The 24,709-nt window shown below is 68.4% G+C and carries 22 protein-coding genes; 1 reads left to right on the forward strand and 21 read right to left on the reverse strand.

The genetic code is table 11. The features are described from left to right. From ACEU5R_RS04225 to ACEU5R_RS04250, 6 genes are all read right to left on the reverse strand, one after another. Positions 1 to 834, reverse strand: coding sequence for an SDR family oxidoreductase (locus tag ACEU5R_RS04225; RefSeq protein WP_392409207.1), 834 nt, complete (start codon positions 832 to 834; stop codon positions 1 to 3). Between the two features lie 13 nt (positions 835 to 847). Further along, a complete protein-coding gene (locus ACEU5R_RS04230) occupies positions 848 to 1,456 on the reverse strand; it encodes a cysteine hydrolase (protein WP_103272312.1) in 609 nt (202 codons plus the stop codon). 52 nt (positions 1,457 to 1,508) lie between these two features. Further along, complete coding sequence (locus tag ACEU5R_RS04235; RefSeq protein WP_103272311.1) at positions 1,509 to 2,042, reverse strand: aromatic-ring-hydroxylating dioxygenase subunit beta; 534 nt, start codon at positions 2,040 to 2,042, stop codon at positions 1,509 to 1,511. Next, complete coding sequence (locus ACEU5R_RS04240) at positions 2,033 to 3,379, reverse strand: aromatic ring-hydroxylating dioxygenase subunit alpha (protein ID WP_103272310.1); 1,347 nt, start codon at positions 3,377 to 3,379, stop codon at positions 2,033 to 2,035. Before ACEU5R_RS04240 ends, ACEU5R_RS04235 begins: the two co-directional genes overlap by 10 nt. A 9-nt stretch (positions 3,380 to 3,388) precedes the next feature. Beyond that, positions 3,389 to 4,633 (reverse strand): dienelactone hydrolase family protein, encoded by a 1,245-nt coding sequence (locus tag ACEU5R_RS04245; RefSeq protein ID WP_392409208.1) that lies wholly within the window; start codon positions 4,631 to 4,633, stop codon positions 3,389 to 3,391. A 151-nt stretch (positions 4,634 to 4,784) separates the two neighbouring features. Then, on the reverse strand, positions 4,785 to 5,963 hold the full coding sequence (locus ACEU5R_RS04250; protein WP_392409209.1) for an ABC transporter substrate-binding protein: 1,179 nt from the start codon (positions 5,961 to 5,963) through the stop codon (positions 4,785 to 4,787). A 294-nt stretch (positions 5,964 to 6,257) separates the two neighbouring features. Between ACEU5R_RS04250 and ACEU5R_RS04255 the strand changes: the two genes are divergently transcribed. Then, on the forward strand, positions 6,258 to 7,238 hold the full coding sequence (locus ACEU5R_RS04255) for an AraC family transcriptional regulator (RefSeq protein ID WP_392409210.1): 981 nt from the start codon (positions 6,258 to 6,260) through the stop codon (positions 7,236 to 7,238). A gap of 136 nt (positions 7,239 to 7,374) precedes the next feature. Here the strand turns inward: ACEU5R_RS04255 and ACEU5R_RS04260 are convergent, their stop codons facing one another. From ACEU5R_RS04260 to ACEU5R_RS04330, 15 genes are all read right to left on the reverse strand, one after another. Next, a complete protein-coding gene (locus ACEU5R_RS04260; protein ID WP_103272306.1) occupies positions 7,375 to 7,779 on the reverse strand; it encodes a RidA family protein in 405 nt (134 codons plus the stop codon). Positions 7,780 to 7,831: 52 nt separating this feature from the next. After that, positions 7,832 to 8,257 carry an acyl-CoA thioesterase gene (locus ACEU5R_RS04265; RefSeq protein ID WP_392409211.1) on the reverse strand — a complete coding sequence of 142 codons (426 nt, stop codon included), beginning with the start codon at positions 8,255 to 8,257 and terminating at the stop codon, positions 7,832 to 7,834. 27 nt (positions 8,258 to 8,284) lie between these two features. Continuing rightward, positions 8,285 to 9,925 carry an AMP-binding protein gene (locus ACEU5R_RS04270; protein WP_392409212.1) on the reverse strand — a complete coding sequence of 547 codons (1,641 nt, stop codon included), beginning with the start codon at positions 9,923 to 9,925 and terminating at the stop codon, positions 8,285 to 8,287. A 72-nt stretch (positions 9,926 to 9,997) separates the two neighbouring features. Next, positions 9,998 to 11,167, reverse strand: a complete 1,170-nt coding sequence (locus ACEU5R_RS04275) for an acyl-CoA dehydrogenase family protein (protein WP_392409213.1) — start codon at positions 11,165 to 11,167, stop codon at positions 9,998 to 10,000. A gap of 1 nt (position 11,168) precedes the next feature. After that, the gene (locus ACEU5R_RS04280) at positions 11,169 to 12,026 is read right to left on the reverse strand and encodes an enoyl-CoA hydratase family protein (RefSeq protein WP_103272302.1); all 858 of its coding nucleotides are present in this window, start codon (positions 12,024 to 12,026) and stop codon (positions 11,169 to 11,171) included. 38 nt (positions 12,027 to 12,064) lie between these two features. Beyond that, on the reverse strand, positions 12,065 to 12,856 hold the full coding sequence (locus ACEU5R_RS04285; protein ID WP_392409214.1) for an SDR family NAD(P)-dependent oxidoreductase: 792 nt from the start codon (positions 12,854 to 12,856) through the stop codon (positions 12,065 to 12,067). Next, positions 12,853 to 15,204, reverse strand: coding sequence for a bifunctional salicylyl-CoA 5-hydroxylase/oxidoreductase (locus tag ACEU5R_RS04290; protein ID WP_392409215.1), 2,352 nt, complete (start codon positions 15,202 to 15,204; stop codon positions 12,853 to 12,855). Before ACEU5R_RS04290 ends, ACEU5R_RS04285 begins: the two co-directional genes overlap by 4 nt. Before the next feature lie 283 nt (positions 15,205 to 15,487). Then, positions 15,488 to 18,064, reverse strand: a complete 2,577-nt coding sequence (locus ACEU5R_RS04295) for an EAL domain-containing protein (protein ID WP_392409216.1) — start codon at positions 18,062 to 18,064, stop codon at positions 15,488 to 15,490. A gap of 36 nt (positions 18,065 to 18,100) precedes the next feature. Then, on the reverse strand, positions 18,101 to 18,904 hold the full coding sequence (siaD, locus tag ACEU5R_RS04300; RefSeq protein ID WP_103272298.1) for a biofilm regulation diguanylate cyclase SiaD: 804 nt from the start codon (positions 18,902 to 18,904) through the stop codon (positions 18,101 to 18,103). Next, on the reverse strand, positions 18,901 to 19,278 hold the full coding sequence (gene siaC / locus ACEU5R_RS04305) for a biofilm regulation phosphoprotein SiaC (protein WP_392409217.1): 378 nt from the start codon (positions 19,276 to 19,278) through the stop codon (positions 18,901 to 18,903). The genes siaD and siaC overlap by 4 nt, the downstream gene beginning before the upstream one ends. Before the next feature lie 91 nt (positions 19,279 to 19,369). Next, positions 19,370 to 19,909: a biofilm regulation protein kinase SiaB gene (siaB, locus tag ACEU5R_RS04310; RefSeq protein ID WP_392409218.1), complete on the reverse strand. Its 540-nt coding sequence runs from the start codon at positions 19,907 to 19,909 to the stop codon at positions 19,370 to 19,372. Positions 19,910 to 19,932: 23 nt separating this feature from the next. Next, on the reverse strand, positions 19,933 to 21,918 hold the full coding sequence (siaA, locus tag ACEU5R_RS04315; protein WP_199770968.1) for a biofilm regulation protein phosphatase SiaA: 1,986 nt from the start codon (positions 21,916 to 21,918) through the stop codon (positions 19,933 to 19,935). A 323-nt stretch (positions 21,919 to 22,241) separates the two neighbouring features. Continuing rightward, on the reverse strand, positions 22,242 to 22,946 hold the full coding sequence (locus tag ACEU5R_RS04320; RefSeq protein WP_103272294.1) for an ABC transporter ATP-binding protein: 705 nt from the start codon (positions 22,944 to 22,946) through the stop codon (positions 22,242 to 22,244). After that, positions 22,946 to 23,740 (reverse strand): ABC transporter ATP-binding protein, encoded by a 795-nt coding sequence (locus ACEU5R_RS04325; RefSeq protein WP_392409220.1) that lies wholly within the window; start codon positions 23,738 to 23,740, stop codon positions 22,946 to 22,948. The genes ACEU5R_RS04320 and ACEU5R_RS04325 overlap by 1 nt, the downstream gene beginning before the upstream one ends. Beyond that, positions 23,737 to 24,705, reverse strand: coding sequence for a branched-chain amino acid ABC transporter permease (locus ACEU5R_RS04330; protein ID WP_392409221.1), 969 nt, complete (start codon positions 24,703 to 24,705; stop codon positions 23,737 to 23,739). The genes ACEU5R_RS04325 and ACEU5R_RS04330 overlap by 4 nt, the downstream gene beginning before the upstream one ends. Positions 24,706 to 24,709 lie beyond the last annotated feature (4 nt).

The raw sequence follows: 24,709 nt of genomic DNA on the forward strand, positions 1-24,709 counted from the left end.
TCAGGCGCCGTCCGCGCCGCCGTCCTGGCCCGGCGCCAGCTCGCGGAACCACGCGCGCGGGGAAATCCCCCGATCCGGCCCCAGCACCGAAAAGCCGCCGTCCACCGGGATATCCACCCCCGTCATCCACGACGCCGCGTCCGAGCACGCGAAACACACCGCCGCCGCGATCTCCTCGCCCGATCCCACCCGCCCGAGCGGATGGAAATGCGCGCCCACGGCGTCGGCCGCCGCGCGCGAACCGCCCGCCAGTTGTTCGACCGAAGGCGACCAGGTCCAGGCCGGCGACACCGCCAGCACCCGCACGCCGGCCGGCGCCAGTTCCACCGCGAAGTTCTTGGTGATCTGCAGCAAGGCCGCCTTGGACGCCGGATAGATCGCGCGTCCGGCCGCGCCGAACTTGCCGCCGGTGCTGCCCATGTTCACCACCACGCCGCCGCGCGGCAGCCTGGGCGCGACGAGCTGGGTGAAGATCGCGGCCGACACCAGGTTGGTGTCCAGCGTCGCATGCCATTGCTCGCGGCTGGAAGCCAGGCCCTGGTCGGCGTACTGGCAGGCGTTGTTGACCAGGATGTCGATCCGGCCGAAGCTCGCCAGCGCGGCCTGGATGCAGCGCTCGATCTGCGCGTCCTGGCCGATGTCGGTCTCGCAATACAGCGCCCGTTCGCGCAGCTCATCGGCCAGCGCCTGGCCGGCCGGGGCATTGCGGCCGACCAGCACCACGTTGGCGCCAGCCGCGGCCAGCCCGCGCGCGATGTCCGCGCCCAGCCCCTGCGTGCTGCCGGTGACGATGGCGGTCTTGCCGGCCAGGCCGGGAAAGCCCTTGAAATCCATGACGTATCCTTGTTCAGTGCGCGGCCGCCCAGCGCATGGCCTCGGCCACCGAGCCGGTCTGCGCGATCAGCCGCATGCTGGCCAGCGACGCATCGTGCACCGCCGGGTCGGCCGAGGCGCAGGCGTCCTCGGCCACCATCACATTGAAACCGATATCGGCGGCGTGGCGAACCGTGCCCTCGACCACCGAGTGCGTGGCCACGCCCGCAACCACCAGCCGGCGCGCGCCCAGCACGCGCAGCGTCTCTTCCAATGGCGTGCCGTAGAAGGCGCTGATGCGCGTGTGCTTGACCACAAACTCGCGCGCGCTGCCGGCCAGCGGCTGCAGGCCTTCGTAGAACGCGCTGCCCCACTGCCCTTCCGGCACCGCGCCGATGGCCGCCACGTTGCGGAAGATATCGCAGTTGGCCAGCAGGTCGGCGTAGTCGGGCCGGAACGCGATGCGCACATGCACGATGGGCAGGCCGCCCATGCGCGCGCCGCGCAGCAGGTCGGAAGCGCCGCGCAGCAGCCGCTGGCGCGTGCCGCCGTCGCCGTCCAGGCCGACGCGGATCTTGCCTTCCGGATGCAGCACGTCGTTCTGATAATGCAGGGCCAGCACGGCCACGTCGGCCGCGCTCATGGCAGGCTCCCGCAAGCCGGGCCGGCGCCGCGCGGCGTATACAGGCATACCCTCACACGAACACCTCGAACGCGTCATGCGCGTCATCGCAATTGACCAGATCCACGCGCTTCATGCGGATGCGCCAGCCGTCGCCGTCGGCGGCCAGCTTGTGGGTGTAGCGTCCGGCCAGCTGGCGCGGCTGGCGCTTGCGCCACTCGGTCATCTGGAAGGCCGAATGCACCACCAGGTTGCCGCCCGCGTCCACGCCCTCGATCTGCACCCCGCCGACCAGCCGCGCGCTGCGCGTCGGCGGCTGTTGCGACCAGTTGCGCGGATGCTCCAACCGGCGGATGCGCACATCGCGCAGCATGCGGTCTTCCCAGAACAGCGAAACGTGGTCGTAGGGACTCTTCTGCCCCGGCACGCGCGGCATCCAGTACATGCCGTCCTCGGTCCACAACGCATGCCAGTCGGCGTAGCGCCGCTCATCCAGCAGCCGCGCCTCGCGGTAGAGGAACTGGGCGATGCGATGATAAGCCTCGGCCGGCACGTCCGCCGGCTTGAGATTGTCGGTAGCGACGTCGAAATCCAGGTCTAGCAGCATGCGCCTTCTCCCTTCTCGGCCGATGCCAGCGTCACGGGGCCGGCCTGCATGTAGTCGCGCCAGGCGCGGAACTGGTTGCGCATGGGCAATTCGCTGGTGCCGTTGACCGACACCATGCCCTGCTCGTCGCTGCGGTCGGTGCCGTGGTAGCGGTGCATGCTGACCCATTCGCCGCCGCGTGTGGCATTGCCTTCCTGGCAACGGTTGTACAGCTCGATATCGTCCGGCATGACGTTGGAGGACGGCGAATTGATCACGTTGGCGTACAGCATGGCGCGCTTGAACACGCCGTCCGGCGCGCCCTTGCAGCGGAAGGTCTGGATCTCGATCAGCGTGCGGTCCACGGCCACCGGCCGGATCACGCGGAACTGCTGGAACACGGTATGGGGCGAGCCGCTGCCGTAGATCACGGTGTTGTGCCGGTTCATGCCCAGCACCTGGCGCGCCTTGTCCTCGCCATAGGCCGCCGCCAGCGTCTCGAAGTGCGCCCGCGAAATCGGATCGCGCTCGGCCGCGCCGGGGTTGAAGATGCCTTCCATATAGCCATGGCCGTTCGGATAGGCGCGCAGTTCCAGCTTTTCCCAGAATTCGTAGGGCTCGCCGTTGCCGTCCATGATGTGCAGCTCGAACGGCATCTCGCCGATTTCCTTGGCTTCGTCGCGCGCGGCGGCGAACGAGGACTCGTGCGTGACGCGGGCGTGCATGGTGTCGTGCAGGTTCTCGTAGAACACCTTCCAGTTCGAGCGCTGCATCACGCGGAACACGCCGCCGGCCACCTCAACCTCGCCCACCGGCGAGCGGTCGCAGAGATTGTCGATGGACGAGCGCACGCCGCCCAGGAAGTCCTCCAGCGCCGGGCCCTCGGCCGACTGGCTGGCGAACACGAACCCCCGGTAGCTGTCCACCCGCGCCAGGCGGCGCATCGAGAACGTGGGGTCGGCCGGGTCATAGGACGTGCCTTCCAGGCCCTGCTTGAGCGGCACGCCCAGGTGGCTGCCGTCCAGCTTGAAGGTCCAGGCATGGTACGGGCAGCGGAAGAACTTGCCCGCGCAGCCCTCGCCGTCCGCCACCACCTTGGCGCCCTTGTGCGGACAGCGGTTGTACAGCACGTGCACGCGGCCATCCGCCGCGCGCACCATCAGCACGTCCTGATCGCCCAGGCGCGTGGTGTGATAGTCGCCCGTCCTGGGCACCTGGCTTTCATGTCCCACGTAGATCCAGGCGCGGCCATAGATGCGCTCCATCTCCATATCGAAGATCGCCGGATCGGTATAGACGCCACGGTGCACGCTGTCGCCGCGCACCATCGCGGCCAATTGCTCTTCGCTGTATGCCATGTCCATCTCCTACTTGTTCTCGCTCTCGCGCCAGCGCGCCATCAGCGTGTTGGACGGCAGGGTCTCGTCCAGCAGCTTGCGCGCGGTCTCGGCGCCAGCCACCGGCAGGCCCTGCGGGTCGAGCAGGCCCACCTGCACCAGCACGCTGGCCTGGTCCCAATAAATGTGTTCGTGATAGAGCTTGTCGCCTCGGAACTTCACGATCGCCACCAACGGAATCTCCACGTACTTGCCGGTGGGCGGCACGCCGGGCAGCATCCAGTCGATCTCGGTGGTGTGGGTGAAACAGAACAGCAGCTCGTCGACGATCTGCGTGGCGCCCACGGTGCGCGACAGCGGCACCAGCCGCGTGTCGGGCGGATTGCTGTTGACGAAATGATGCTGGTAGAAGCGCGACAGCTCCTTGTGGCCCACGCCGCCGGTCATGGTGGGGATGTGGTTCACATAGGGCTCGGCCACCATGGTGGCCATGGTGGCGGCCACGTCGCGGGTGCCGAATTCGTATTCGCAGTGCTTGTCCCACAGATGCGAGTAGTCGAACTCCGGTCCGATCGCGCGTTGCAGGGCGGCCATGCTGCGCTGGTGCGCCATCATCGCGGCGGGCTTGTCGTAGTGCGCGCCGCCGGTGCGGGCAAAGGCGTGGTCCAGGCCCGGATACACGTACAGCTCCACGCCGGGCTTGCCGCCCAGCGCCGCCAGGATGCGCTCGCGCGCCTCGGGCGGACAGAAGCCGTCGCGCTCGGCGATGTGCAGCACCAGCCGGCCGCGCAGTTTGGACGCTTCCTCCAGGCTGTTCTCGATGCCGACGCCGTAGTAGCCCACGGCCACGTCCACGTCGCAGCGGCAGGCCGCCAGATAGGCCAGCTTGCCGCCCAGGCAGTAGCCCAGCGCGCCCACGCCGCCCTTGAGCTCGGGCAGCGCGCGCAGCGCCGCCACGGCCGAACCGATGTCGCGCACGCCCAGATCCTCGTCGAAGCCCTGGTACAGCGCGAAGGCGCGCGGCATGTCATCCGGGCCGTCGGTCAGTTCGATACCGGGCTGCTGGCGCCAGAACAGATCCGGAGCCAGCACCACATAACCTTCCTCGGCCAGCCGCTCGGCGGTCTGGCGCACGAAGCCGTTCAGGCCGAAGATCTCCTGGCACAGCACCAGGCCGGGGCCGCTGCCCGAGGCCGGCACGGCCAGATAGCCCTCGAACTCGCCGCCATCATGCGCGGCGATGCGTATCCGCCGGGTCGTCACGTTCGTAGTCATGCAACTCTCCTTCTATCTGTATTCAACACGGGACCAGCAAGCCACTCGCCCCGTATGAGAAAACGCCACTCATCCAGGCCGCGCGGAGCCGGCTCCGCCGGTCCGCTGCGGCGCCCCCCTGGGGGGAAGCGCGCAGCGCTTCGGGGGGGGTCTACTCCATTTGACAAGATGCGGCGAACGGGTCCCGGTACTGCGTCAGCACCGTGCCCGAGAGCTTGTTCGCCGGCTTGCCGTCCGCGCCTGCCTCGATGATCCGCAGGTAATAGTTCTGGATGGGATACTGGTTGCGGTTGAACTTGAAATCGCCGCGCACCGACTTGAAATCGGCGCGGCGCAGCGCCGGACGCAGCGTGTCCGCGTCCAGCTTGCCGCCGGTCTGGCGCACCGCGCTGTCCAGCAGCATGGCGGCGTCGTAACCCTGCGAGGCGTACAGCGTCGGCATGCGCTTGTAGGTCTTCTTGAAATCCTCGACGAACTTGCGGTTGGCGGGATTGTCCAGGTCCGCCGCCCATTGCGCGGTGTTGCGCAAGCCCTTGATCGGCTCGCCCACGGCGGCGATGGTGTCCTCGTCGCCCGAGAAGCCCGGCGCCAGCAGCGCGATCTCCTGGCCCAGTCCGGCGCCATTGAACTGCTTGATGAAGTTCACGCCCATGCCGCCCGGCAGGAAAAAGAACACCGCGTCCGGCTTGCTGGCGCGCAGGCGGGTGATCTCCACGCCGTAGTCCAGCTGACCCAGCTGCGTATAGATCTCTTCGGACAGGCCACCCTTGTACAGGCGCTTGAAGCCGTTGAGCGATTCGCGCCCGCCGGGATAGTCGGGCGCGATCAGCGCCACGCGCTTGTAACCCTGGTCGGCCGCGTACTTGCCCATGGCCGCCGGAATGTCCTCATTCTGCCAGGCCACCGCGAAGAAATTCGGGTTACAGCCGGCGCCGGCGTAGTTCTCGGGGCCGGTGTTGGTGCTGAGGTAGATCGTGCCCGATTGCAGGATGGCGGGCATCACCGGCAGCAGCACGTTCGAGAACACGATGCCGGTCATCACGTCGACCTTGTCGCGCTTGAGCAGGCGCTCGACGGCCTGGCGGCCGGCGTCGGCCTTTTGCTGGTCGTCGGCCACCACCACCTCGGCCGGCAGACCGCCGAGCTTGCCGCCCGTATGTTGCAGCGCCAGATTGAAGCCGTCGCGGATTTCATTGCCCAGGGCCGCGCCCGGACCCGACAAGGTGGTCAACATGCCCACCTTGACCTTGTCCGCCGCCACGGCGCCCGCCGCCGCTCCCATGCACACCAGCATGGCCAGCGCGCGCCGGCCCCAGAGATTGCGATTCATGAATCACCCCGTTTTGTCGCGCCGGCCCCGCCGGCGTCAGACTGGCAGAATCCGTCTGCCGCGGTCCGCGCATGCCGCTCGCCAGGAATCGCCAGCTTACGCGCCGCCGCGCCACGCACCAACCCGGGCCCGCCCGCGCGGGATCCCAGGCCGCTTGCGCTAGCGTAGGCCGCCCGACCGCCCCGCTCTATCCGAAAAGCGGCGGCTTTATCCGGGATTCACTTAATTCCCAATCCTTGACCTTTAAATTATTCTGGATGCGCAGGCGGGGTGTCCCGCGTTCCGGAGGCATCCATGCGCGGCTGGTCCCCCCTAGAGCTGGCGCCCTTGTTCGAGCGGCGCGTGTTCAGCTCCACGCAACAGGACGAGACGCGTGCGCTCGTCTCGGAAACCCTCAAGGAACACCGGCTGACCTGGAAAGGCGGACGGGTCGACGCGCGCCTGAACCGCGGCCGCTTCGGCGCGCTGACGGTCTGTACCTTGCGCTACGGCGCCGAAGTCCAGATCGAACCCGACAAACTGCAGGATTTCATGCTGGTGCAGGTGCCGCTGCGCGGGCGCGCCCGCATCGAATGCGGCGGCGTCCGGGTGGACGCCGATCCGGCCTGTGCCGCGGTCATCGCGCCCAACCGGCCGCTGCGGCTGCATTGGGAAGCCGGCTGCGAACAACTGCTGTTGAAGATCCCGCGCGGCAAGCTGGACGCTATCGGCCAGCGCGCCTTCGGCGAGGCCGCGCTGCGGCCGCTGGACTTCAGCCCCGCGCTGCGGCTGGACAACCCGGTGGGCGCCGCCTGGCGCAGCATGATGGGCGGCCTGATCCACCTGCTGCCCACGCTGGACGACGGCGCGCCGCGCCCGCCGGCCGCCTGGCTGGACCAGCTCGAGGACACGCTGGTGCTGCACCTGCTGTACAACCAGCCCAACACCTGGCGCGGCGGGCCGGCGGCCACGCCGCCACGCCGCCTGGCGCTGGCCGAGGCCTATATGCGCGCGCATCTGGCCACGCCCATGACGCTCAAGGACATCGCCCGCCACGCCGGCGCCAGCGACACGGCGCTGACCCGGCTGTTCCAGGAACACCGCGACACCACGCCCATGAACGCGCTGCGCGCGCTGCGGCTGGACGCGGCGCGCCAGCGCCTGCTGGACGGCGCCTGCGCCAACGTCACCGAGGCGGCGCTGGCGGTGGGCTTCGGCCACCTGGGCCGGTTTTCGGAGTACTACAAGGAAAGATTCGGCGAACTGCCCAGGCAGACCTTGCGCCTGGCGCAGTGATCGCGGACGCGCGGCCCGCGCTGGCTCCAGCACCCGCCATTCGGTGCCGGATGCCGGCCCGGTAAGCGGGACGGCGGACGGCCGGAGCCCGGACCGCCGGGCCGACGCGACAGGCCGCCCGGCGCGTTGAACAGGATCAGGCCGGCACGACGGCCGTGACTTCGATCTCGACCTTGGCGCGGTCCTCGACCAGGTCCGCGACCTCAACCGCCGTCATGGCCGGGAAATGCCGGCCGATCAGTTCGCGGTAGTGCTTGCCGATGGCCGGATAGGCCGCCACGTATTCGTTCTTGTCGGTGACGTACCAGGTCATGCGCACGATGTGCTCCGGCTTGGCGCCGCCCTCGGCCAGGATGGCGACGATGTTCGCCAGGGTCTGGCGCACCTGGTCCGCCAGGTCATCCGACTCGAATTGCTGCTGTCCGTTCCAGCCGACCTGGCCGCCCACGAACACCAGCTTGCTGCCCACCGTCATCTCGGCGAGGATTCCATTTGAATAGCCACGGGGCGCCATCCAATCCGGCGGTTGCAGAATCTTCATAACGTCTCATCCTATTATCAAAAAAACTCAGTGAAGTAAGGCTGGCGCGCGCTCAGGCGGCGGGCGCCAGATAGGCCCGCATCCGCTCGCGCAGATCGTCGGGCAGGGGCGTGGACTTCATGCTGCGCAAGTCCACGGTCACGATGGTCAGGGTCGCCGACAGCCGCAACTGCTCGTCCGGCCCTTCGAAACGCACCAGCGCCTTGAACGAGGCGCCGCCGATGCGCTGCACCTCCAGCGTCTGGCGCAGCCGTTCATGCCAGCGGCTGGGCGCGGTGAAGTCGCACTGCACCGAGGCCGTGGGCGTGCCGATCCGGCGCTCCACGTGCAGCGCATGGAAAGGCAGGCCCATGCCCTTGTCGAACCATTCCTCGACGAAATCGTTGATCATCTCGAAATAGCGCGGATAGAACACGATGCCGGCCGGATCGCAATGGCGGAACCGCACCTCCACCTGGCTGACGAACGGATTTCCCATGTTGGCTCCTGTTTGCCTTGTCGCCGCTCAGGCCATCTTGCGCAGCGCGAAGCGCTGCAGCTTGCCGGTCTCGGTGCGCGGCAGCGCATCCACGAATTCGATGGCGCGCGGGTACTTGTAAGGCGCGATATTGGCCTTGACGAAGGCCTGCAGCTCGGCCACCAGCGCATCGCCCGGTTCAAAGCCCGGCTTGAGCACCACGAAGGCCTTGACCACCTGGCCGCGTTCGTCGCAGGGCGCGCCGACCACGCCGCACTCGGCCACGGCCGGATGGCGCAGCAGCGCGTCCTCGACTTCGGGACCGGCGATGTTGTAGCCCGCCGACACTATCATGTCGTCGTTGCGCGCCTGGTAAAAGAGATAGCCGTCGTCGTCCTGCACGAAGGTGTCGCCCGGCAGGTTCCAGCCAGCCTGCACGAATCGGCGCTGGCGCTCGTCGGCCAGGTATCGGCAGCCCGTGGGGCCCTTGATGGCCAGCCGGCCGGCGGTGCCGTTGGGCAGCGGATTCATGTCGTCGTCCACGATCTGCGCGATGTAGCCCGGCACCACGCGGCCGATGGCGCCGCGCCGCACCTCGTCCGGCGGGCTGGACACGAACACGTGGATCATCTCGGTGCCGCCGATGCCGTCGATCATCTCCAGGCCGCTGGCCTGCTTCCACAGCTGGCGGGTGGCGTCGGGCAGGGCCTCGCCCGCCGACACGCTCTTCTTGAGCGAGGACAGGTCATACTTGCCGGCCAGCGCCGCCATCTGGCGATAGAAGGTGGGCGCGGTGAACACGATGGTGGCGCGGAAATCCTGGATCAGCTGCAGCAAGCTGTCGGGCGACAGCTTCTCGGCCAGCACCGTGCTGGCGCCCACGCGCAGCGGGAAGCACAGCAGGCCGCCCAGGCCGAAGGTGAAGGCCAGCGGCGGCGTGCCGCAGAACACATCGTCCGGTCCCGGCTTGATCACGTGCTTGGGAAACAGGTCGCACATGGCCAGCACGTCGCGATGGAAGTGCATGCAGCCCTTGGGCGCGCCGGTGGTGCCGCTGGTGAAGGCGATCAGGCAGACGTCGTCGGCCGAGGTGTCGCAGGCCTGGAAATCGTCGGCCTTGGTCGCGGCCAGCGCGTCCAGCGAGGCCGGCCCCTGGTCGTTGAAATACACGACCTGCCGCAGGCCGGCGCAATGGTGTTCATGGTCCTTCTGCAGGCAGAACTCGGCCTCGTCCTTCAGGCGCACGTCGCACAGCGCCGCCTGGATCTGCGCCTTGTCGATGATCTGCTTGAGTTCCTTGGCGCGCAGCAGCGGCATGGTGGGCACGGTGACCAGGCCGGCCTTGATGGCGGCCAGCCAGGAGGCCGCCATCATGGGATTGTTCGGGCCGCGCAGCAGCAGCCGGTTGCCCGGCACCAGCTTCATGTCCTCGACCAGCACATGGGCGATGCGGTTGGTCAGCGCCGCCAGCTCGCCGTAGGTCATGGCCGCGGGCTTGCCCTCCTGGGACCAGCGCAACGCCACGCGCTCGCCATGGCCGCGTTCGACCATGGCGTCCACCAGTTCCACCGCGCAGTTCATGCGCTTGGGATAGGCCACGTCGGGGCCGTCGAGCAGGAATTCAGGCCATAGCTCGCCCGGGGGCAGGTTGTCCCGGGCGAAAGTGTCGATGTGGGCGGATGTTTCCATGAAAACCCCTTGCCGTCTGTGCTGTGTGGTTTGGTGGCGTGGCCTGGTCTCGCGGGCGCTCTGCGGCGTCCGTCAGGATTTCAGTAGTTCACGGGCAATGATCAACTTCTGGACTTCGGTGGCGCCCTCGTAAATGCGCAGCGCCCGGATCTCGCGGTACAGCTTTTCCACCGGCATGCCGGAGACCACGCCCGCGCCGCCGAACATCTGCAGCGCGCGGTCGATCACGGCCTGGGCCGACTCGGTGGCGGTCATCTTGGCCATCGCCGCCTCGCGCGTGGTGCGCTGCTTCTGCACGTCGCGCATCCAGGCGGCGCGATAGGTCAGCAGCGCCGAGGAATCGATGGCGGTGGCCATGTCGCCCAGCGCCGCCTGCGTCAGCTGCAGGTCGGCCAGGGTCTGGCCGAACATGCGGCGCGACCTGGCCCGTTCCAGCCCCTCGTCCAGCGCGCGACGGGCGAAGCCCAGCGCCGCCGCCGCCACCGAGGCGCGGAAGATGTCCAGCGTCATCATGGCCAGCTTGAAGCCCTGCCCCGGCTCGCCCAGCCGCTGCGCGACGGGGATGCGGCAGTTGTCGAAAGTGATCGTGGCCAGCGGGTGCGGGGCGATCAGGTCGATGCGCTCGCTGACCTCGAAGCCCGGGGTGTCGGCGTCCACGACAAAGGCGCTGATGCCGCGCGCGCCCGGCGCCTCGCCGGTGCGCGCGAACACGCAGTAGAAGTCGGCGATGCCGCCGTTGGAGATCCAGGTCTTGGCGCCGTTGAGCACATAGGCGTCGCCGTCCAGCCGGGCTTCGCAGGCCAGCGCGGCCACGTCGGAACCGGCCTCGGGCTCGGACAGCGCGAAGGCGGCGATGGCCTCGCCGCGCGCCACGCGCGGCAGGTAGCGCGCGCGCAGCGCATCGGAACCCATCAGCGAGATCGCGCCGCTGCCCAGGCCCTGCATGGCGAAGGCGAAGTCCGCCAGCCCTTCATGGCGCGCAAGCGTTTCGCGCAGGATGCAGACCGAGCGCGAATCAACCTCGGGCAACGCGCCGCCCCAGGCGCCGCCAGGACCGCCGGCGACCGCGTAGCGCAGCCAGCCGGCCTCGCCCATGGCCTTGACCAGCTTGCGGCAGGCGGCGTCCGCATCATGATGATCGACCTCGCCCAGCGAGCGCTCGCACCAGGCGTCGACCTCGTGCGCCAGGACGCGGTGCCGTTCCTCGAAAAAGGGCCAGTCCAACCAGCTTGCATCACGCATTTCAGTTTCCTTCGAATATCGGCTTTTGCTTGGCGACGAACGCTTCATAAGCGCGATGGAAATCGCGCGTCTGCATGCAGATCGCCTGGGCCTCGGCCTCGGCCTCGATGGCCTCGTCCACGCCCATGTTCCATTCCTGGTGCAGCAGCTTCTTGGTCACGCCATGGGCGAAGGTCGGGCCGGCGGCCAGCTGCGCGGCCAGCGCCTGGGCGGCGTCGAGCAGCCCGGCGCCATCGTGCAGCGCGTTGAAGAAGCCCCAGCTGGCGCCTTCTTCGGCCGTCATGGCGCGGCCGGTGTACAGCAGTTCCGACGCGCGGCCCTGGCCGATCATGCGCGGCAGCAGCGTGCAGGCGCCCATGTCCGCGCCGGCCAGGCCGACGCGGGTGAACAGGAAGGCGGTGCGCGCGGCAGGCGTGCCCAGGCGCATGTCCGAGGCCAGCGCGATCATGGCGCCGGCGCCGGCGCAGATGCCGTCCACCGCCGCCACGATGGGCTGCGGGCAGGCGCGCATGGCCTTGACCAGATCGCCCGTCATGCGGGTGAAGTCCAGCAGCTCGGGCATGCTCATCCTGGTCAGCGGGCCGATGATCTCGTGCACGTCGCCGCCGGAGCAGAAATTGCCGCCCGCGCCCGTCACCACCACGACCTTGATGTCGGTGGCGTAGACCAGCGCGCGGAACAGGTCGCGCAGCTCGGCATAGGAATCGAAGGTCAGCGGATTCTTGCGCTCGGGCCGGTTCAGCGTGATGGTGGCGACCTTGCCGTCCGCAGACACCTGCCACAGGAACGTCTTCGCCTGGTAGCCGGCGAGCGGACGCTTGTGGTGCTTCATGCTGTGTTCTTCGGTCTGCGTGCTCATGGTGTCTCCGTTTCTGTATGCAAGGGGTGGGCGCCGGCTCAGCCGGTCATCACTTCGCCGCCGTCCACGGCGATGGCCTGGCCATTGATCGAGGCGCTGGCCGGCAGGGCCAGCCAGGCGACCGTCTCGGCCACTTCCTCGGGCTGCACCAGGCGGCCCTGCGGGTTGCGCTCGGCCAGCTTGGCGCGGGCGGCGTCCGGCGTCATGCCGGTCTTGTCGACGATGTTGGCGACGGCGCCGCGCACGATGTCGGTCTCGGTGTAGCCGGGGCAGACCGCGTTCACGGTCACGCCCTTGCTCGCGGTTTCCAGCGCCAGCGAGCGCGTCAGGCCGATCACGCCGTGCTTGGCGGCGCAATAGGCGCTGACATAGGCGTAGCCGATCAGGCCGGCGGTGCTGGCGACGTTGATCACCCGGCCCCAGCCCGCCGCCAGCATGCCCGGCAGCGCCGCCTGGACGCAGTGGAAGGTGCCGGTCAGATTGACCGCCAGCATGTTCTGCCACAGCGCGGCGTCGGTGCGCTCGAACTTCTGGCTGACCGCCTGGCCGGCGTTGTTCACCAGGATGTGCACCGGGCCGAAGGCGGCCTCGGCCTGCGCGAAGGCCTGCCGCACCGAGGCTTCGTCGGCGATATCGGCGCTGACGGCCTGGGCCTGGCCCAGGCTCGCCAGCCCCCCGACGGCGCTGTCCAGCGCCGCGCCATCGCGGCCCAGCAGCGTGACGCGGGCGCCGCGCGCCAGCAGCGCCCGGGCGCAGGCCAGGCCGATGCCTCGGGCGCCGCCCGTCACCAGCGCATGGCGGCCCGCCAGGGGCAATGCAAGTTCACTCATTTGACGTCCAATTGCGCCATGGCGGCGGCGCGCTCGAAGTTGGTTTCCAGCTGGCGCTTGCCGGCGAAATATTGGCTGGGCCAGGTCACGTCACGATAGCCCACGCGGGCGGCTTCGCGCAGCGTCCAGGACGCGTCGGCCAGGTGCGGACGGGCCAGCGCGCACAGGTCGGCGCGGCCGGACGCGATGATGGCGTTGGCGTGGTCGGCCTCGAAGATCGCGCCCACGGCGATGGTGGGAATGCCGGCTTCGTTGCGCACGCGGTCGGCGAAGGGCGTCTGGAACATGCGGCCGTAGACGGGCTTCTCGGCCTTGCTGACCTGGCCGGACGAGCAGTCGATCATGTCGGCGCCGGCGGCCTTGAAGCGGCGCGCGATCTCGACCGCGTCGTCGGGGGTGATGCCGCCCTCGACCCAGTCGTGCGCCGAGATCCGCACCGACATGGGCTTGTCCTCGGGCCAGGCGGCGCGCACCGCGTGGAACACTTCCAGCGGATAGCGCAGCCGGTTCTCCAGGCTGCCGCCATATTCGTCGTCGCGCTGGTTGGTCAGGGGCGAGATAAAGCTGGACAGCAGATAGCCGTGGGCGCAGTGCAGCTCCAGCCAGTCGAAACCGGCGGCGACGGCCCGCCGGGCGGCGGCCACGAAGTTGTCGCGCACCTGATCCATGTCGGCGCGCGTCATGGCGCGCGGCGTCTGCGACACGCCCTCGATATAGGGCAGCGCCGAGGCCGACAGCAGCGGCCAGTTGCCTTCGGTCAGCGGATGGTCGATCTTCTGCCAGCCCAGCTGGGTCGAGCCCTTGCGGCCGGCATGGCCGATCTGCACGCCGATGCGGGCGTCGCTGTTGCCGTGCACGAAGTCCACGATGCGGGTGAAAGCGCGCGCCTGCTCGTCATTCCACAGGCCGGGGCATCCCGGGGTGATGCGCGCGTCGGGCGAAACGCAGGTCATCTCCACCATCACCAGGCCGGCGCCGCCCATGGCGCGGCCGCCCAGATGCACCAGGTGGAAATCGCCCGGCACGCCGTCCTGGCAGGAGTACATGGCCATGGGCGAAACCATGATGCGGTTCTTGAGCCGCACGCCGCGCGCCTGATAGGGCGTGAGCATCGGCATGGCCGGACGCTGGCCGGCCGGGGCCGGCGCGCCGGCGCGCTCGGCGATCCAGCGCTCGAAGCCTTCCAGCCAGGCCGGATCGCGCAGCCGCAGGTTCTCGTGCGAAATACGCTGCGAGCGGGTCAGCAGCGAGTAGGCGAACTGCTCCGGCTCCAGGCCAGCGTAGCGCTTGACGTTCTCGAACCATTCGGTGGAGTTGCGGGCGGCGTTCTGGATCTTCAGCACTTCCACGCTGCGCACTTCCTCGTAGTGCTTCAAGCCGTGTTCCACGCTGCCTTCGGCGCCGCTCAGGCAGCGCGCCAGCTCGATGGAATCCTCCAGCGCCAGCTTGGTGCCCGAGCCGATGGAGAAGTGGGCGGTGTGGGCGGCGTCGCCCATCAGCACCACCGGCACGCGACGCTCGCCGCGGGCGGTGTCCAGCGTGTTCCAGTGCACCCAGGTGTTGCAGATGACGCGCGGGAAACGGATCCAGATGGCCGAGCCGCGCAAGTGCGAGGCGTTGCTCACCAGCGGATTGCCGTCCAGCCAGGGCGCGAACAGCTTTTCGCAATAGGCGATGCCCTCTTCCTGGCTCATCTGCTCGATGCCGGCGGCCTGCCAGGTTTCCTCGGGCGTTTCCACGATGAAGGTGGACATGCCGTCTTCGTAGCGGTAGGCGTGCGCCTGGAACCAGCCGTGCTCGGTCTGCACAAAGGCGAAGGTGAAAGCGTCGAAGACCTTTTTCGTGCCCAGCCAGACGAAGCGGCAGTTGCGCTGGTCGATGTCGGGGCGGAAGGTGTCGGCGTAGCGGGTGCGGACCTGGCTGTTGATGCCGTCCGAGGCGATCACCAGGTCGGCGTCATATTCGCGCGCGATGGCCTGGTCGTCCTGGATGAACTGTTCGAACACCAGCTTGACGCCCACCTCCTCGCAGCGCGCCTGCAGGATGTTCAGCAGCTTCTTGCGGCCGATGCCGATGAAGCCATGGCCGCCGCTGCGCAGGCTGCGACCCTTGAAGTGGATGTCGATGTCGTCCCAGTGGTTGAAGGCGTCGCCGATGGTCTGGGCGGACACCGGATCGGCCTCGCGCAGGTTCTGCATGGTGGCGTCGGAAAACACCACGCCCCAACCGAAGGTGTCATATGGGCGGTTGCGCTCGATCACCGTGACTTCGTTGGCGGGATCCTGCAACTTCATGAGCAGACCGAAATACAGGCCGGCGGGACCGCCGCCGATGCAGACTATTTTCATTTCCGTATGCACTCCATGGTGTGCGACGGGCGCTCTGGGTGTGCAGGAGCGGGGGCCGCAGATATTTAGGTCTGGATAGTTTAGGCTTGAAATATATACCCGAAATTGACCTATCGCAAATGGGGAAAGCGACTAGTCCGGATATCAAATGGGGACGAATTGCCGCGACTGGCAACCCGTCGGGAAGGCGTGGAGGGGCGCCGGGCCCCGCGCCCCGAGGGGCGCTGCCTGCCGGGAACGGCACAAGGGCGGGACTCGGCCCGCCCTTGCGTTCAAGCTGCCGCTAGTACCGACCGCGCAGCCACTGCTCCAGGTCGTTGGCCGGCAAGGGCGGCGAAAACAGGAAACCCTGCCCCGCCGCGCAGCCCTGCTCGATCAGGAAGCGCCGCTGCTCTTCGTTCTCGATCCCCTCGGCCACGACGGGCAGGCTCAGGCTCTCGCCGATGCGGATCACGGCGCTGGTCAGCGCGCGCGCCGCGTCGTCGCTCTCCAGGCCCTGCACGAAGCTGCGGTCCAGCTTGAGCTCGTCGACGATCAGCCGGCGCAAGTGCCCCAGGCTGGAATAGCCGGTGCCGAAATCATCCATGGACAGGCGCACGCCCAGGCGATGCAGCTCGGCGATGGTGCGCAGCGTGCCGGCGGTGGCGTCCAGCACCACGCCCTCGGTGATTTCCAGCATCAGGTCGCCCGGCGCCAGGCCGAATTCCGCCAGCGTCGCCGCGATCATCCGGGGCAGGTTCAGATTGTGGAAGTTGGTGGCCGACAGGTTCACCGACACCGAAGGCACTCGCAGGCCGTTGTGACGCCAGGTCGCCAGCTGCGAGCAGGCCTCGCGCAGCGCCCAGTCGCCCAGGTCGCCGATCAGCCCGCATTCCTCGGCCAGCGGCACGAAGCGCGCCGGCGAGATCTCGCCCAGCGTCGGATGGCGCCAGCGGGCCAGCGCCTCGACGCCGTACAGGCTGCCGTTCCTGAGCCCGACCTGCGGCTGGTAGTGCAACCGCAGCGCGCGGCCTTCCAGCGCATCGCGCAGGGCCGCCTCCAGCGCCAGGCGTTCCTGCGCCTGCCGGTTCATCTCGGCGCTGAAGAAGGAGATGCGGTTGCCGCCGGCGGTCTTGGCCTGGTACATGGCCATATCGGCGTGGCGCAGCAGCGTGTCCATGTCGCGCCCGTTTTCCGGGAAGACGCTGATGCCGATGCTGACCGAGGGATTGAGCGTGATGCCGCCCACGCCGAAGGGCTGCGCCAGCGCCACCAGGATGTGCTCGGCGGCGGCGGTCAGCCGGCCATGCTCGAAATCGGGCAGCAGCATGACGAACTCGTCGCCCGACAGCCGGCCGACGATGTCGGTGGCGCGCGCCAGCCGCCGCAGCCGCAGCGCGACCTCGCGCAGCAGCGCGTCGCCGATGGGATGCCCCAGCGTGTCGTTGACCTGCTTGAAGCGGTCCAGGTCCAGGAACAGCACCGCCACGCGCTTGCGCTCGGCCTCGGCGCGGGCGATGGCCTGCTCGGACTGGGCCAGCAACAGATTGCGGTTGGGCAGCCCGGTCAATTCGTCGTAGAAGGCCAGCTGGCGGATGCGGGCGCGCGCTTCCTCGCGCTCCAGCGCCAGCGCGCACAGGTAGACGCAGACATCCACCAGGCGGTGATGAAAGTCGTCGGGCAGCCGGCGCTCGCGGAAATAGAAGCCGAAAGTGCCGATGACGCGACCATCGCTGGACTTGATCGGCGAGGACCAGCAGGACTTGATGTCGTCCGGCAGCGGCAGGTGGCGATAGCCGTCCCACAGCGGATCGGTGGCGATATCCGGCACGATGACCGGCCGGCCCAGGAAGGCGGAAGTGCCGCAGGCGCCGCATTGCGGGCCGATCGGCTCGCCGTCCAGCGCGTCGCTGAACGCCGGCGGCAGGCTGGGCGCGGCCAGCGGCCGCAGCCGCCCGGCATCGTCCACCCGCAGCACGGTGGTCAGCACCTCGGGCGCCAGGCGTTCGACCTCGCGGCACACCATGTTCATCACTTCGGTGACAGATGCCTCGTTGACCATGGCCTGCAGCACGCGGCGCTGCAGCACCTCATGCACCTTGGTCGGGGTGATGTCGGTCAGCACATCCACCACGTTGACCAGCGTGCCGCGCTCGTCGAACACGGAGTTGGCCATGACAGACACCCATAGCGGCTTGCCGGCGCGATCGTAGACCAGCACGTCCTTGTGGTAGCCCTCGCGGCAGGCGATGCGGCGATCCAGCTCTTCGCGCGTGCCGCCATCCGGCCGGCCGCCGGCCAGCAGTTCGCCCAGCTCCTGATTGACCGCGTCGGCGCGGCCGAAGCCGAGCATGCGGTGAAAGCCCTCGTTGACGTAGACGATGCGGCCGTCCGGGCCGGACACGGCCACGGCGTTGCCGGTCTCGTTGATGCCCAGCAGCAGCAGGCGCACCTCTTCCTGCCGCTCTGCGTCGGCGATGGACTTGCGCGAGACGACCGAGATGCGCTCGACCTCGCCGGCCGGATTGATCTGCGGCAGGTAGGTGGCCTCGATCCACAGCGCGCCGCCATTGCGGCGGCGGTAGCGGCAGGTGCCGGAGAAGTGTTCGCCGCGGCGCAGCCGGGCCCAGATCTGTTCGGCGCTGGCGATGCCCTTGCCCTCGTCCATGCTGTCGCACAGCATGTCGTGGCGCAGGGTCAGCGCCTCGTCGCTGGCGTAGCCCATGGCCGCCAGAAAATTCGCATTCGTACTCAACACGGAGCCGGCCGGGTCGAAGTCGAACAGCAGCAGCGCCCGATCCATCGATGCCAGGTAGCTGCCCGTTCGCCACGCGTCCGCTTCTGGAACCGCGTCGGGAACGCCCAGATGAGAATCAAGCATATGAGGCTCCAATACCGGAATACAGCAGTTCCGGAGTCATTCAGCGCCGGGGGTATATCCAAGGGCGACGCGGTCGCGTCCGTCCTGCTTGGCCAGGTACAGGGCCTGGTCCGCGCGGCTGAGCGTTTCTGAAAAGGTCTCTCCCAGCTGATGGCACGACATGCCGATGCTGACCGTGAGCCTGAGCGCCTCGCCGCCCACGTCGATGACCATGGCGCGGACCTCGCCGACCAGCCTGTCCATGACGGCCTGCGCCGCCTCCGGCCCGGTATTGGGCAGCAGCACCAGGAACTCCTCGCCGCCCCAGCGGCCGCACAGGTCGTACTCGCGCAGGCCGTGGCGCAGCACCCTGGCCAGCTCGACCAGGGCGCGGTCGCCGGCCTCGTGGCCGTAGCGGTCATTGACCGCCTTGAAATGATCCACGTCCAGCATGCCCACGACGAAGGGCTGGCCGCCGCGCGCGACGCGCTGCACCTCCTGCTTGATCGTCTCCATCAGGGCGCGGCGGTTCAACAGGCCGGTCAGGGGGTCGCGGCTGGACGTTTCCTCGAGCGCGGCGTTCAGGTCGCGCATCATGCTCTGGTAGTGATCGGAGATGCGGGCGATGCGGGTCAGCCGGCGCAATTGCCGGTCGAAGCGGTCGCACAGGCCGATCTCGCGCTCATGCGCCATGGTCTGGTAGGCATCCGACAACTGGGTCACGCGCTCGATCCGCGCCATCTGGTCGGCGGTATGGCGCCACAGCGCCTCCAATGCCTCGCGCAGCGGATGCCCGACATGGGCGGGATCCGCCAACAATTCGGCGATGCGCTGGTCCAGGTCGGCGTTGCCTGCTTTCATTGGCGGCCGATAACCGAGAAGGGAAAGGTGCAGTCTTCCTTGAATTCCTCGGCCAGTTCGCCGACGCGCTCGTTGCGCATGTCGTAGAACCAGGTGACGCCAACCTGGCGGCCCTTGCCGTGGGCGGATTCCAGCACGTCGAAGATATCCATCATGGACTTGATGCTGCTGGTGTTCATGTACAGCAGTTCCAGTTCCAGGTTGAGCGGCGCGCTAGCTCCCAGCAGATAGGATTCCACCCACTCGATCACCGGGCCGAACAGCTCGAACGAGTTTTCAGGATAGGAATCGCCGCGCATGGTCAGCAGGCCCCGCGCCGGATCCGCGGTGATGGCGGGCGTGGACTGGGTCCCGGGAATGTTCAGGTCTTTCATCAATAGCTCCGATGGGCCCCGTCGCGGACGCGGGCGGCTGGGTCCGGCGCATGGGGCCTGTTCAATTGGGAATCCGTGGGCATGGCGGCGTTCAGATCACCGCGCTCAGGCTGAAGAAGGCCGTGCCTTCGCCGGCGGCCGGCGTCAGGCTGGCCTCCATCGGCGCGCCCGAGCGCCGGGCGATGTCGATCAGCCCAAGGCCCGCGCCCGAGGCCACGCCCTGGGCCCGGGGCTTGTGAAGCTGCGCCTTGTAGGCGGCCTTGAACTCGGCCTTGTCCAGGGCAGCCAGCTCCTGGACGCGCGCCACCAGGGCGTTGCCGTCCTCGATCCGCACCAGGTTGCCAGCCGACACCACGTAACGGCTTTCGTCGCGGCGGCCGATGACCACCGTGGCGCAGGCGTCGGTGTCGCCGTTCTGGGCGGCGTACTGGCGGATGTTCTGGATCATTTCGATATAGACCGAGAACACGTCCATGGCCTCCGCCGGCCGGGCGTGCTCGACATTCAGGTAGTTCTTCAGCGCGTTGCCGATTTCTTCGATCAGGCTGCGGGAGATCGGCCCGTTGAAGCACAACAGGGTCCGGTTCTGGTTGAACCGCTCGCCCAAGGCGTACAGATCGGAGGCATTCATGGAAGTTGGCGCCCTGATAACGATTATTCGAAACGGAAAGACAGCAAGGTGATGTCGTCGCGCTGCGGCTGGCCGCCCTGATAATCGGCCAGCGCCTGCGTGAACGCGGCGACCTGTTCAGTTAACGGCCGCCGCGCGTGGGTCTTGAGCATGTCGGCGAAGCGCGTGTTGCCGAAGCCGAAGCCATGTTCACCGCCCGCCTGATCCAGGAAGCCGTCGGTCGCCAGGGTGTAGGTCCAGCCCGGTTCCATCGACAGCTCGATGTTCTCGTAGACGCCCGCGCGTTTATCACCCAGCGCACGCTTTCCTCCGGGAACTTCGCGCAACGCATCGCCATTGCTGGCGTACAGGCTGATCTTCGCGCCCGCGTAGCGCAGCAGGCCAGCCTGGCGGTCAATATATACCAGCCCCGCGTCCGTATTGGTCGCCAGCGCCCTCGGCAATTGCGCGTCCGCAAGCATGGCGCGGATCGCGCTGTCGGTGCGGGTCAGCACGGCGGCCGGATCGGACGGGCCGACCTCGGTGATCGCCAGGTCGATGGCGGCGCGCGCCAGCATGGTCATCAGCGCGCCCGGCACGCCGTGGCCGGCGCAGTCCATGATGCCCAGCAGGCAATTCCCGCCATCGGAGCGGAACACGTAAAAATCGCCGCCCACCACGTCGCGCGGCTTCCACAGCACGAAGTGATGCTCGCCCAGCGACTGGGTCAGCTGGCGATCCGGCAGGATGGCCCGCTGGATCAGGCTGGCGTAGTCGATGGAGTCGCCGATCTTCTTGTGCGCGGCGGCCATGGCGCGGTTGGCGTTTTCCAGCTCCGAGGTGCGCTCGCGCACCTTGCTCTCGAGCTCGGCCGTGTGCTGGCGCACCTTGTCGGCCATGACGCCGAAGGCATTGCTGAGATCGCCGATCTCGTCCTGGCCTCCGGGCGGCAGGCTGACGTCATAGCTGCCGTTGGCGATGGCGCGGGCCGATTGCTGCAGCCGGCGCAGCGGCCGCAGCATCAACCGCTCGACGGCGTAGCCGAAGCACAGCAGCATGGCCGCGAACAGCAGCACCAGGCCCACCGCCACCGGCCAGATCCAGCCCGTGTCCAGCACCCGGGCCGCGCCCAGGTCCACCAGGGTCAGCACATGCCAGTGCAGTTCGGGCATGTAAGCCACCGACACCAGCTGGCGGTGGCCGTCCACCGCGACCCAGGCCGACTGCACCGACTGTGGATCGGCCTGCGCCGCGTGCATGGCCGAGCGCAGTTCCTCGCGCCCCGGGCCGGGGTCCAGCAGGGAGAACACCATGCCACGGCCGTCGGCGCCGCCGGCGCCGGAGTTGTAGGCGATCAGCGTGGGATCCATGTGCGCCTGGATCGCGCCCGTCTCGTCGACGATGATGGGCGTGACGCCGGCCTGGCCGCTATTGACGAAGTCGCGCAGGAAGCCGCCCACGTCCAGGCCGGCGCCGGTCAGGCCCAGCACCTTGTCGCCGTCGCGCACCTGGGCGTTGATCCAGACCCGCGTGGTCTTGAGCTTCAGGTCGGGGTTGACGTTGATGTTGTAGAGCGCGGACGCCTGCAGGGACTTGTAGAACCAGCCGTCATCGGCGGCGCCGCGGCTCAGCGTGTAGCGCGGCGCCTCGGACAGGGGCTGGTCGTCGTTGAAGTAATAGTTGCCGGTGGCGGCGCTGGCGATGAAGTAGGCCCGGCCCAGCAGATCGCGGCGGTAGCCGTCGGCTTCGCGGAAGAACAGCTCGCGCGCGGCCGGATCGGACTCATTGCGCAGCCAGCGCCGCGTGACCTCGCTGTCGGCCAGCCGCAGCGACAGGGCCAGTTCGCGCGAGACCGGCGCCAGGATGCGCTGGCGGTTCAGTTGCGTGAAGTTGTCGGCGAATGCCCGCCCGAAGTGATCCCTGACGCCGTCCAGCAGCTGCCAGCCGATCAATGCGGCCGGCGCCAGCGCGACCAGGCACGCCAGCAGCAAAGCCATAAGCGATTTTTTGCGCAAACCCCATTTCGCCATGCGTAGTCTTCCTGACAACTGGATAAGTAGCGGCGTGCGCGGAGTGTCTTGCATGCGCGGCCTGCCGTCCCGGCCGCGAGTCCGCGGCCGCGGGCAGGGCTTGCCGCCGCGCGCTCGACCCGCCTCGTGGGCAGTGATGGCCACGCACCGAGCTGGTGCGTGGCGCGCTTAGTGTAGAGAACCGCGCAGGCGATGGAAACGGGTGTAAACGCCTTGAAGCGTTTTGTGCGTCAAGTTTTTCCTTGCGGCAAACTATATGTGGTTTTATTGCCGTTTATGTCGCATCTTCAAACCGGCGGCGCAGGGGGATTGCGGCTTTCTCGCTACACCCCGAGATAGCGTTCCCACAGGCCGCGATCGGCGTCCAGCGCCGGCGAGTCGCCGGTCCAGACCACCTTGCCGCGCTCCAGGATCACGTGCTGGTCGGCCAGGCTGAGCAAGCGCTCGACATACTTGTCGATCACCAGGATGGTCTGGCCGGCCTCGCGCAGCCGCGCCAGGCAGTTCCAGATTTCCTCGCGGATCTTGGGCGCCAGGCCCTCGGTGGCCTCGTCCAGGATCAGCAGGCGCGGATTGGTGACCAGCGCCCGGCCGATGGCCAGCATCTGCTGTTCGCCGCCGGACAGCTGGTTGCCCATGTTGCGGGCGCGTTCGCCCAGGCGGGGAAACAGCTCGAACACCCGCTCGGGCGTCCAGGGCGCGCCGATGTCCGGATTGCGCGCCGCGACAAAGGCCGTCAGGTGCTCGCGCACCGTCAGGTTGGGAAAGCACTGTCGCCCTTCCGGCACGATGGCCATGCCCAGGCGCGCGATGCGGTCCGGACTCCAGCCGCTGATGTCCTGCCCGGCGAAGCGGATCGCGCCGCCGCGCAGCGGCAGCTGGCCGAACAGGGTGCGCAGCAGCGTGGTCTTGCCCATGCCGTTGCGGCCCAGCAAGGTCACCACCTGTCCCGCGCCGATGCGCAGGTCCACGCCGAACAGCACCTGGCTCGCGCCGTAGCCGCTCTTGGCCGATTCGATCGAGAGCATCAGGCAGTCTCCTGGCGGGCGGGCGCGGTTTCCTCGTCACCCAGATAGGCTTGGCGCACGTCGGCGTTCGCGCGGATCTCGTCAGGCGTGCCGGTTGCGATCACGCGGCCGTACACCAGCACCGAAATGCGGTCGGCCAGGCGGAACACGGCCTGCATGTCGTGCTCGACCAGCAGCATGGCGGCGCGGCCTCGCATGGCCTCGATCAGCTCGGTCAGCCTGAGCGTCTCGTCCGGCCCCATGCCGGCCATGGGTTCGTCCAGCAGCAGCACGGCGGGCCGGGCGGCCAGGGCCAGCGCGAACTCCACCTTGCGCTGCTCGCCGTGCGGCAGCGTACCGGCCGGACGCTCCAGCAGGCTGGCGTCGATGGCGCATTCGCGCGCCAGCTCGCGCGCCTGTTCATACAGCGCGGTCTCGGCCGCGCGCGGACGCCAGAAGCGGAAGCTGCTGCCCGCGTGCGCCTGTACCGCCAGCACCAGGTTGTCCAGCACCGAAGACTGCTTGAAGATATTGGTGATCTGGTACGAGCGCGACAGGCCCGCGGCCACGCGCTGGTGCGCGTTCATGCCGGTGACGTCGCGCCCGCCCAGCAGCAGCGTGCCGGCGTCGGCCGCCAGCGTGCCCGAGAGCAGGTGGATCAGGGTGGACTTGCCGGCGCCGTTGGGGCCGATCAGGGCATGGATCTCGCCCGGCGCCAGGCTCAGCGATACCTGGTCGGTCGCCACCAGCGCGCCGAAGCGGCGCACCAGGCCGCGCGCCTCCAGGGCAGGCACCGCGGAATTGACGGCGTTCATCGCGATCCCTCCTTGCCCGGCCGCGCCGTCGCGCGGCTGGCGAACCATGGCCCCAGCAGGCCGACCAGCCCGCGCGGCGCGCCGAACACCACGCCCAGCAGCAGCACGCCCAGCGGCAGGTGCCAGTATTCCGTCCACAAGCGCAGAACCTCTTCCAGCGTCAGCATCACCACCGCGCCGGCCACGCCGCCATGGCGCAGGCCGATGCCGCCCACCAGCACCATGATCAGCAGGTTGGCCGACTGGGTCCAGTGCATCAGGCTGGGCGAGATGAACAGGTTGTGGTTGGCCAGCAGCGCGCCGGCCAGTCCGGCCGCGGCGCCGCTCAGCGTGAAGGCGGCCAGCTTGATTCGGTAGACCGGATAGCCCAGCGACTCCATGCGCGACTCGTTCTCGCGTATGCCTTGCAGCGCGGTGCCGAAGCGGGAGGCCACCAGCCGTCCGAACAGCCAGGACAGGAGCGTGAACAGCGCCAGCACCAGGTAGTAGAACGACACGTCGTCGCCCAGCGACAGCCCCGGCAGCGTGGACGGACCCGGCAGGTTCAGCCCGTCCTCGCCGCCATACTGCCGCAGCGAAATAAAGATGTAGAACAGCATCTGCGCGAAGGCCAGCGTGATCATGATGAAGTACACGCCGCGCGTGCGCAGCGAGATCGCGCCGGTGATGCAGGCCAGCACGGCCGCCAGCGCCACGGCCACCGGCCAGGACACCAGCGCGGACGTCACCCCCGACATGGCCAGGATGCCCACCGCATAGGCGCCGGCGCCGAAGAAGGCCGCGTGGCCCAGCGCCACCATGCCGCCGTAGCCCAGGATCAGGTTCAGGCTGGTGGCGGCCAGCGCGTAGATCAGCACGCGGCGCACGAAGGAAATATAGAAGTCCAGGCCGAGCGCGGGCGCGACCAGGGGAAACACCGCCAGCAGGGCCAGCAGGACCAGGGTCCAGGCAGTCTGTTTGCGCATCTTG

This window comes from Achromobacter sp. 413638 (assembly GCF_043119405.1).
Lineage (GTDB): Bacteria > Pseudomonadota > Gammaproteobacteria > Burkholderiales > Burkholderiaceae_B > Achromobacter.

What these genes read in the sequence shown, in the direction of transcription:
- siaA (WP_199770968.1), bottom strand. Translation starts at nt 21,918, where the DNA reads ATGGCGAAATGGGGTTTGCGCAAAAAATCGCTTATGGCTTTGCTGCTG.
- ACEU5R_RS04255 (WP_392409210.1), top strand. Translation starts at nt 6,258, where the DNA reads ATGCGCGGCTGGTCCCCCCTAGAGCTGGCGCCCTTGTTCGAGCGGCGC.
- ACEU5R_RS04270 (WP_392409212.1), bottom strand. Translation starts at nt 9,925, where the DNA reads ATGGAAACATCCGCCCACATCGACACTTTCGCCCGGGACAACCTGCCC.
- siaC (WP_392409217.1), bottom strand. Translation starts at nt 19,278, where the DNA reads ATGAAAGACCTGAACATTCCCGGGACCCAGTCCACGCCCGCCATCACC.
- ACEU5R_RS04330 (WP_392409221.1), bottom strand. Translation starts at nt 24,705, where the DNA reads ATGCGCAAACAGACTGCCTGGACCCTGGTCCTGCTGGCCCTGCTGGCG.
- ACEU5R_RS04290 (WP_392409215.1), bottom strand. Translation starts at nt 15,204, where the DNA reads ATGAAAATAGTCTGCATCGGCGGCGGTCCCGCCGGCCTGTATTTCGGT.
- ACEU5R_RS04285 (WP_392409214.1), bottom strand. Translation starts at nt 12,856, where the DNA reads ATGAGTGAACTTGCATTGCCCCTGGCGGGCCGCCATGCGCTGGTGACG.
- siaD (WP_103272298.1), bottom strand. Translation starts at nt 18,904, where the DNA reads ATGAAAGCAGGCAACGCCGACCTGGACCAGCGCATCGCCGAATTGTTG.
- ACEU5R_RS04240 (WP_103272310.1), bottom strand. Translation starts at nt 3,379, where the DNA reads ATGGCATACAGCGAAGAGCAATTGGCCGCGATGGTGCGCGGCGACAGC.
- ACEU5R_RS04250 (WP_392409209.1), bottom strand. Translation starts at nt 5,963, where the DNA reads ATGAATCGCAATCTCTGGGGCCGGCGCGCGCTGGCCATGCTGGTGTGC.
- ACEU5R_RS04325 (WP_392409220.1), bottom strand. Translation starts at nt 23,740, where the DNA reads ATGAACGCCGTCAATTCCGCGGTGCCTGCCCTGGAGGCGCGCGGCCTG.
- ACEU5R_RS04225 (WP_392409207.1), bottom strand. Translation starts at nt 834, where the DNA reads ATGGATTTCAAGGGCTTTCCCGGCCTGGCCGGCAAGACCGCCATCGTC.
- ACEU5R_RS04260 (WP_103272306.1), bottom strand. Translation starts at nt 7,779, where the DNA reads ATGAAGATTCTGCAACCGCCGGATTGGATGGCGCCCCGTGGCTATTCA.
- ACEU5R_RS04265 (WP_392409211.1), bottom strand. Translation starts at nt 8,257, where the DNA reads ATGGGAAATCCGTTCGTCAGCCAGGTGGAGGTGCGGTTCCGCCATTGC.
- ACEU5R_RS04235 (WP_103272311.1), bottom strand. Translation starts at nt 2,042, where the DNA reads ATGCTGCTAGACCTGGATTTCGACGTCGCTACCGACAATCTCAAGCCG.
- siaB (WP_392409218.1), bottom strand. Translation starts at nt 19,909, where the DNA reads ATGAATGCCTCCGATCTGTACGCCTTGGGCGAGCGGTTCAACCAGAAC.
- ACEU5R_RS04320 (WP_103272294.1), bottom strand. Translation starts at nt 22,946, where the DNA reads ATGCTCTCGATCGAATCGGCCAAGAGCGGCTACGGCGCGAGCCAGGTG.
- ACEU5R_RS04275 (WP_392409213.1), bottom strand. Translation starts at nt 11,167, where the DNA reads ATGCGTGATGCAAGCTGGTTGGACTGGCCCTTTTTCGAGGAACGGCAC.
- ACEU5R_RS04230 (WP_103272312.1), bottom strand. Translation starts at nt 1,456, where the DNA reads ATGAGCGCGGCCGACGTGGCCGTGCTGGCCCTGCATTATCAGAACGAC.
- ACEU5R_RS04245 (WP_392409208.1), bottom strand. Translation starts at nt 4,633, where the DNA reads ATGACTACGAACGTGACGACCCGGCGGATACGCATCGCCGCGCATGAT.
- ACEU5R_RS04280 (WP_103272302.1), bottom strand. Translation starts at nt 12,026, where the DNA reads ATGAGCACGCAGACCGAAGAACACAGCATGAAGCACCACAAGCGTCCG.
- ACEU5R_RS04295 (WP_392409216.1), bottom strand. Translation starts at nt 18,064, where the DNA reads ATGCTTGATTCTCATCTGGGCGTTCCCGACGCGGTTCCAGAAGCGGAC.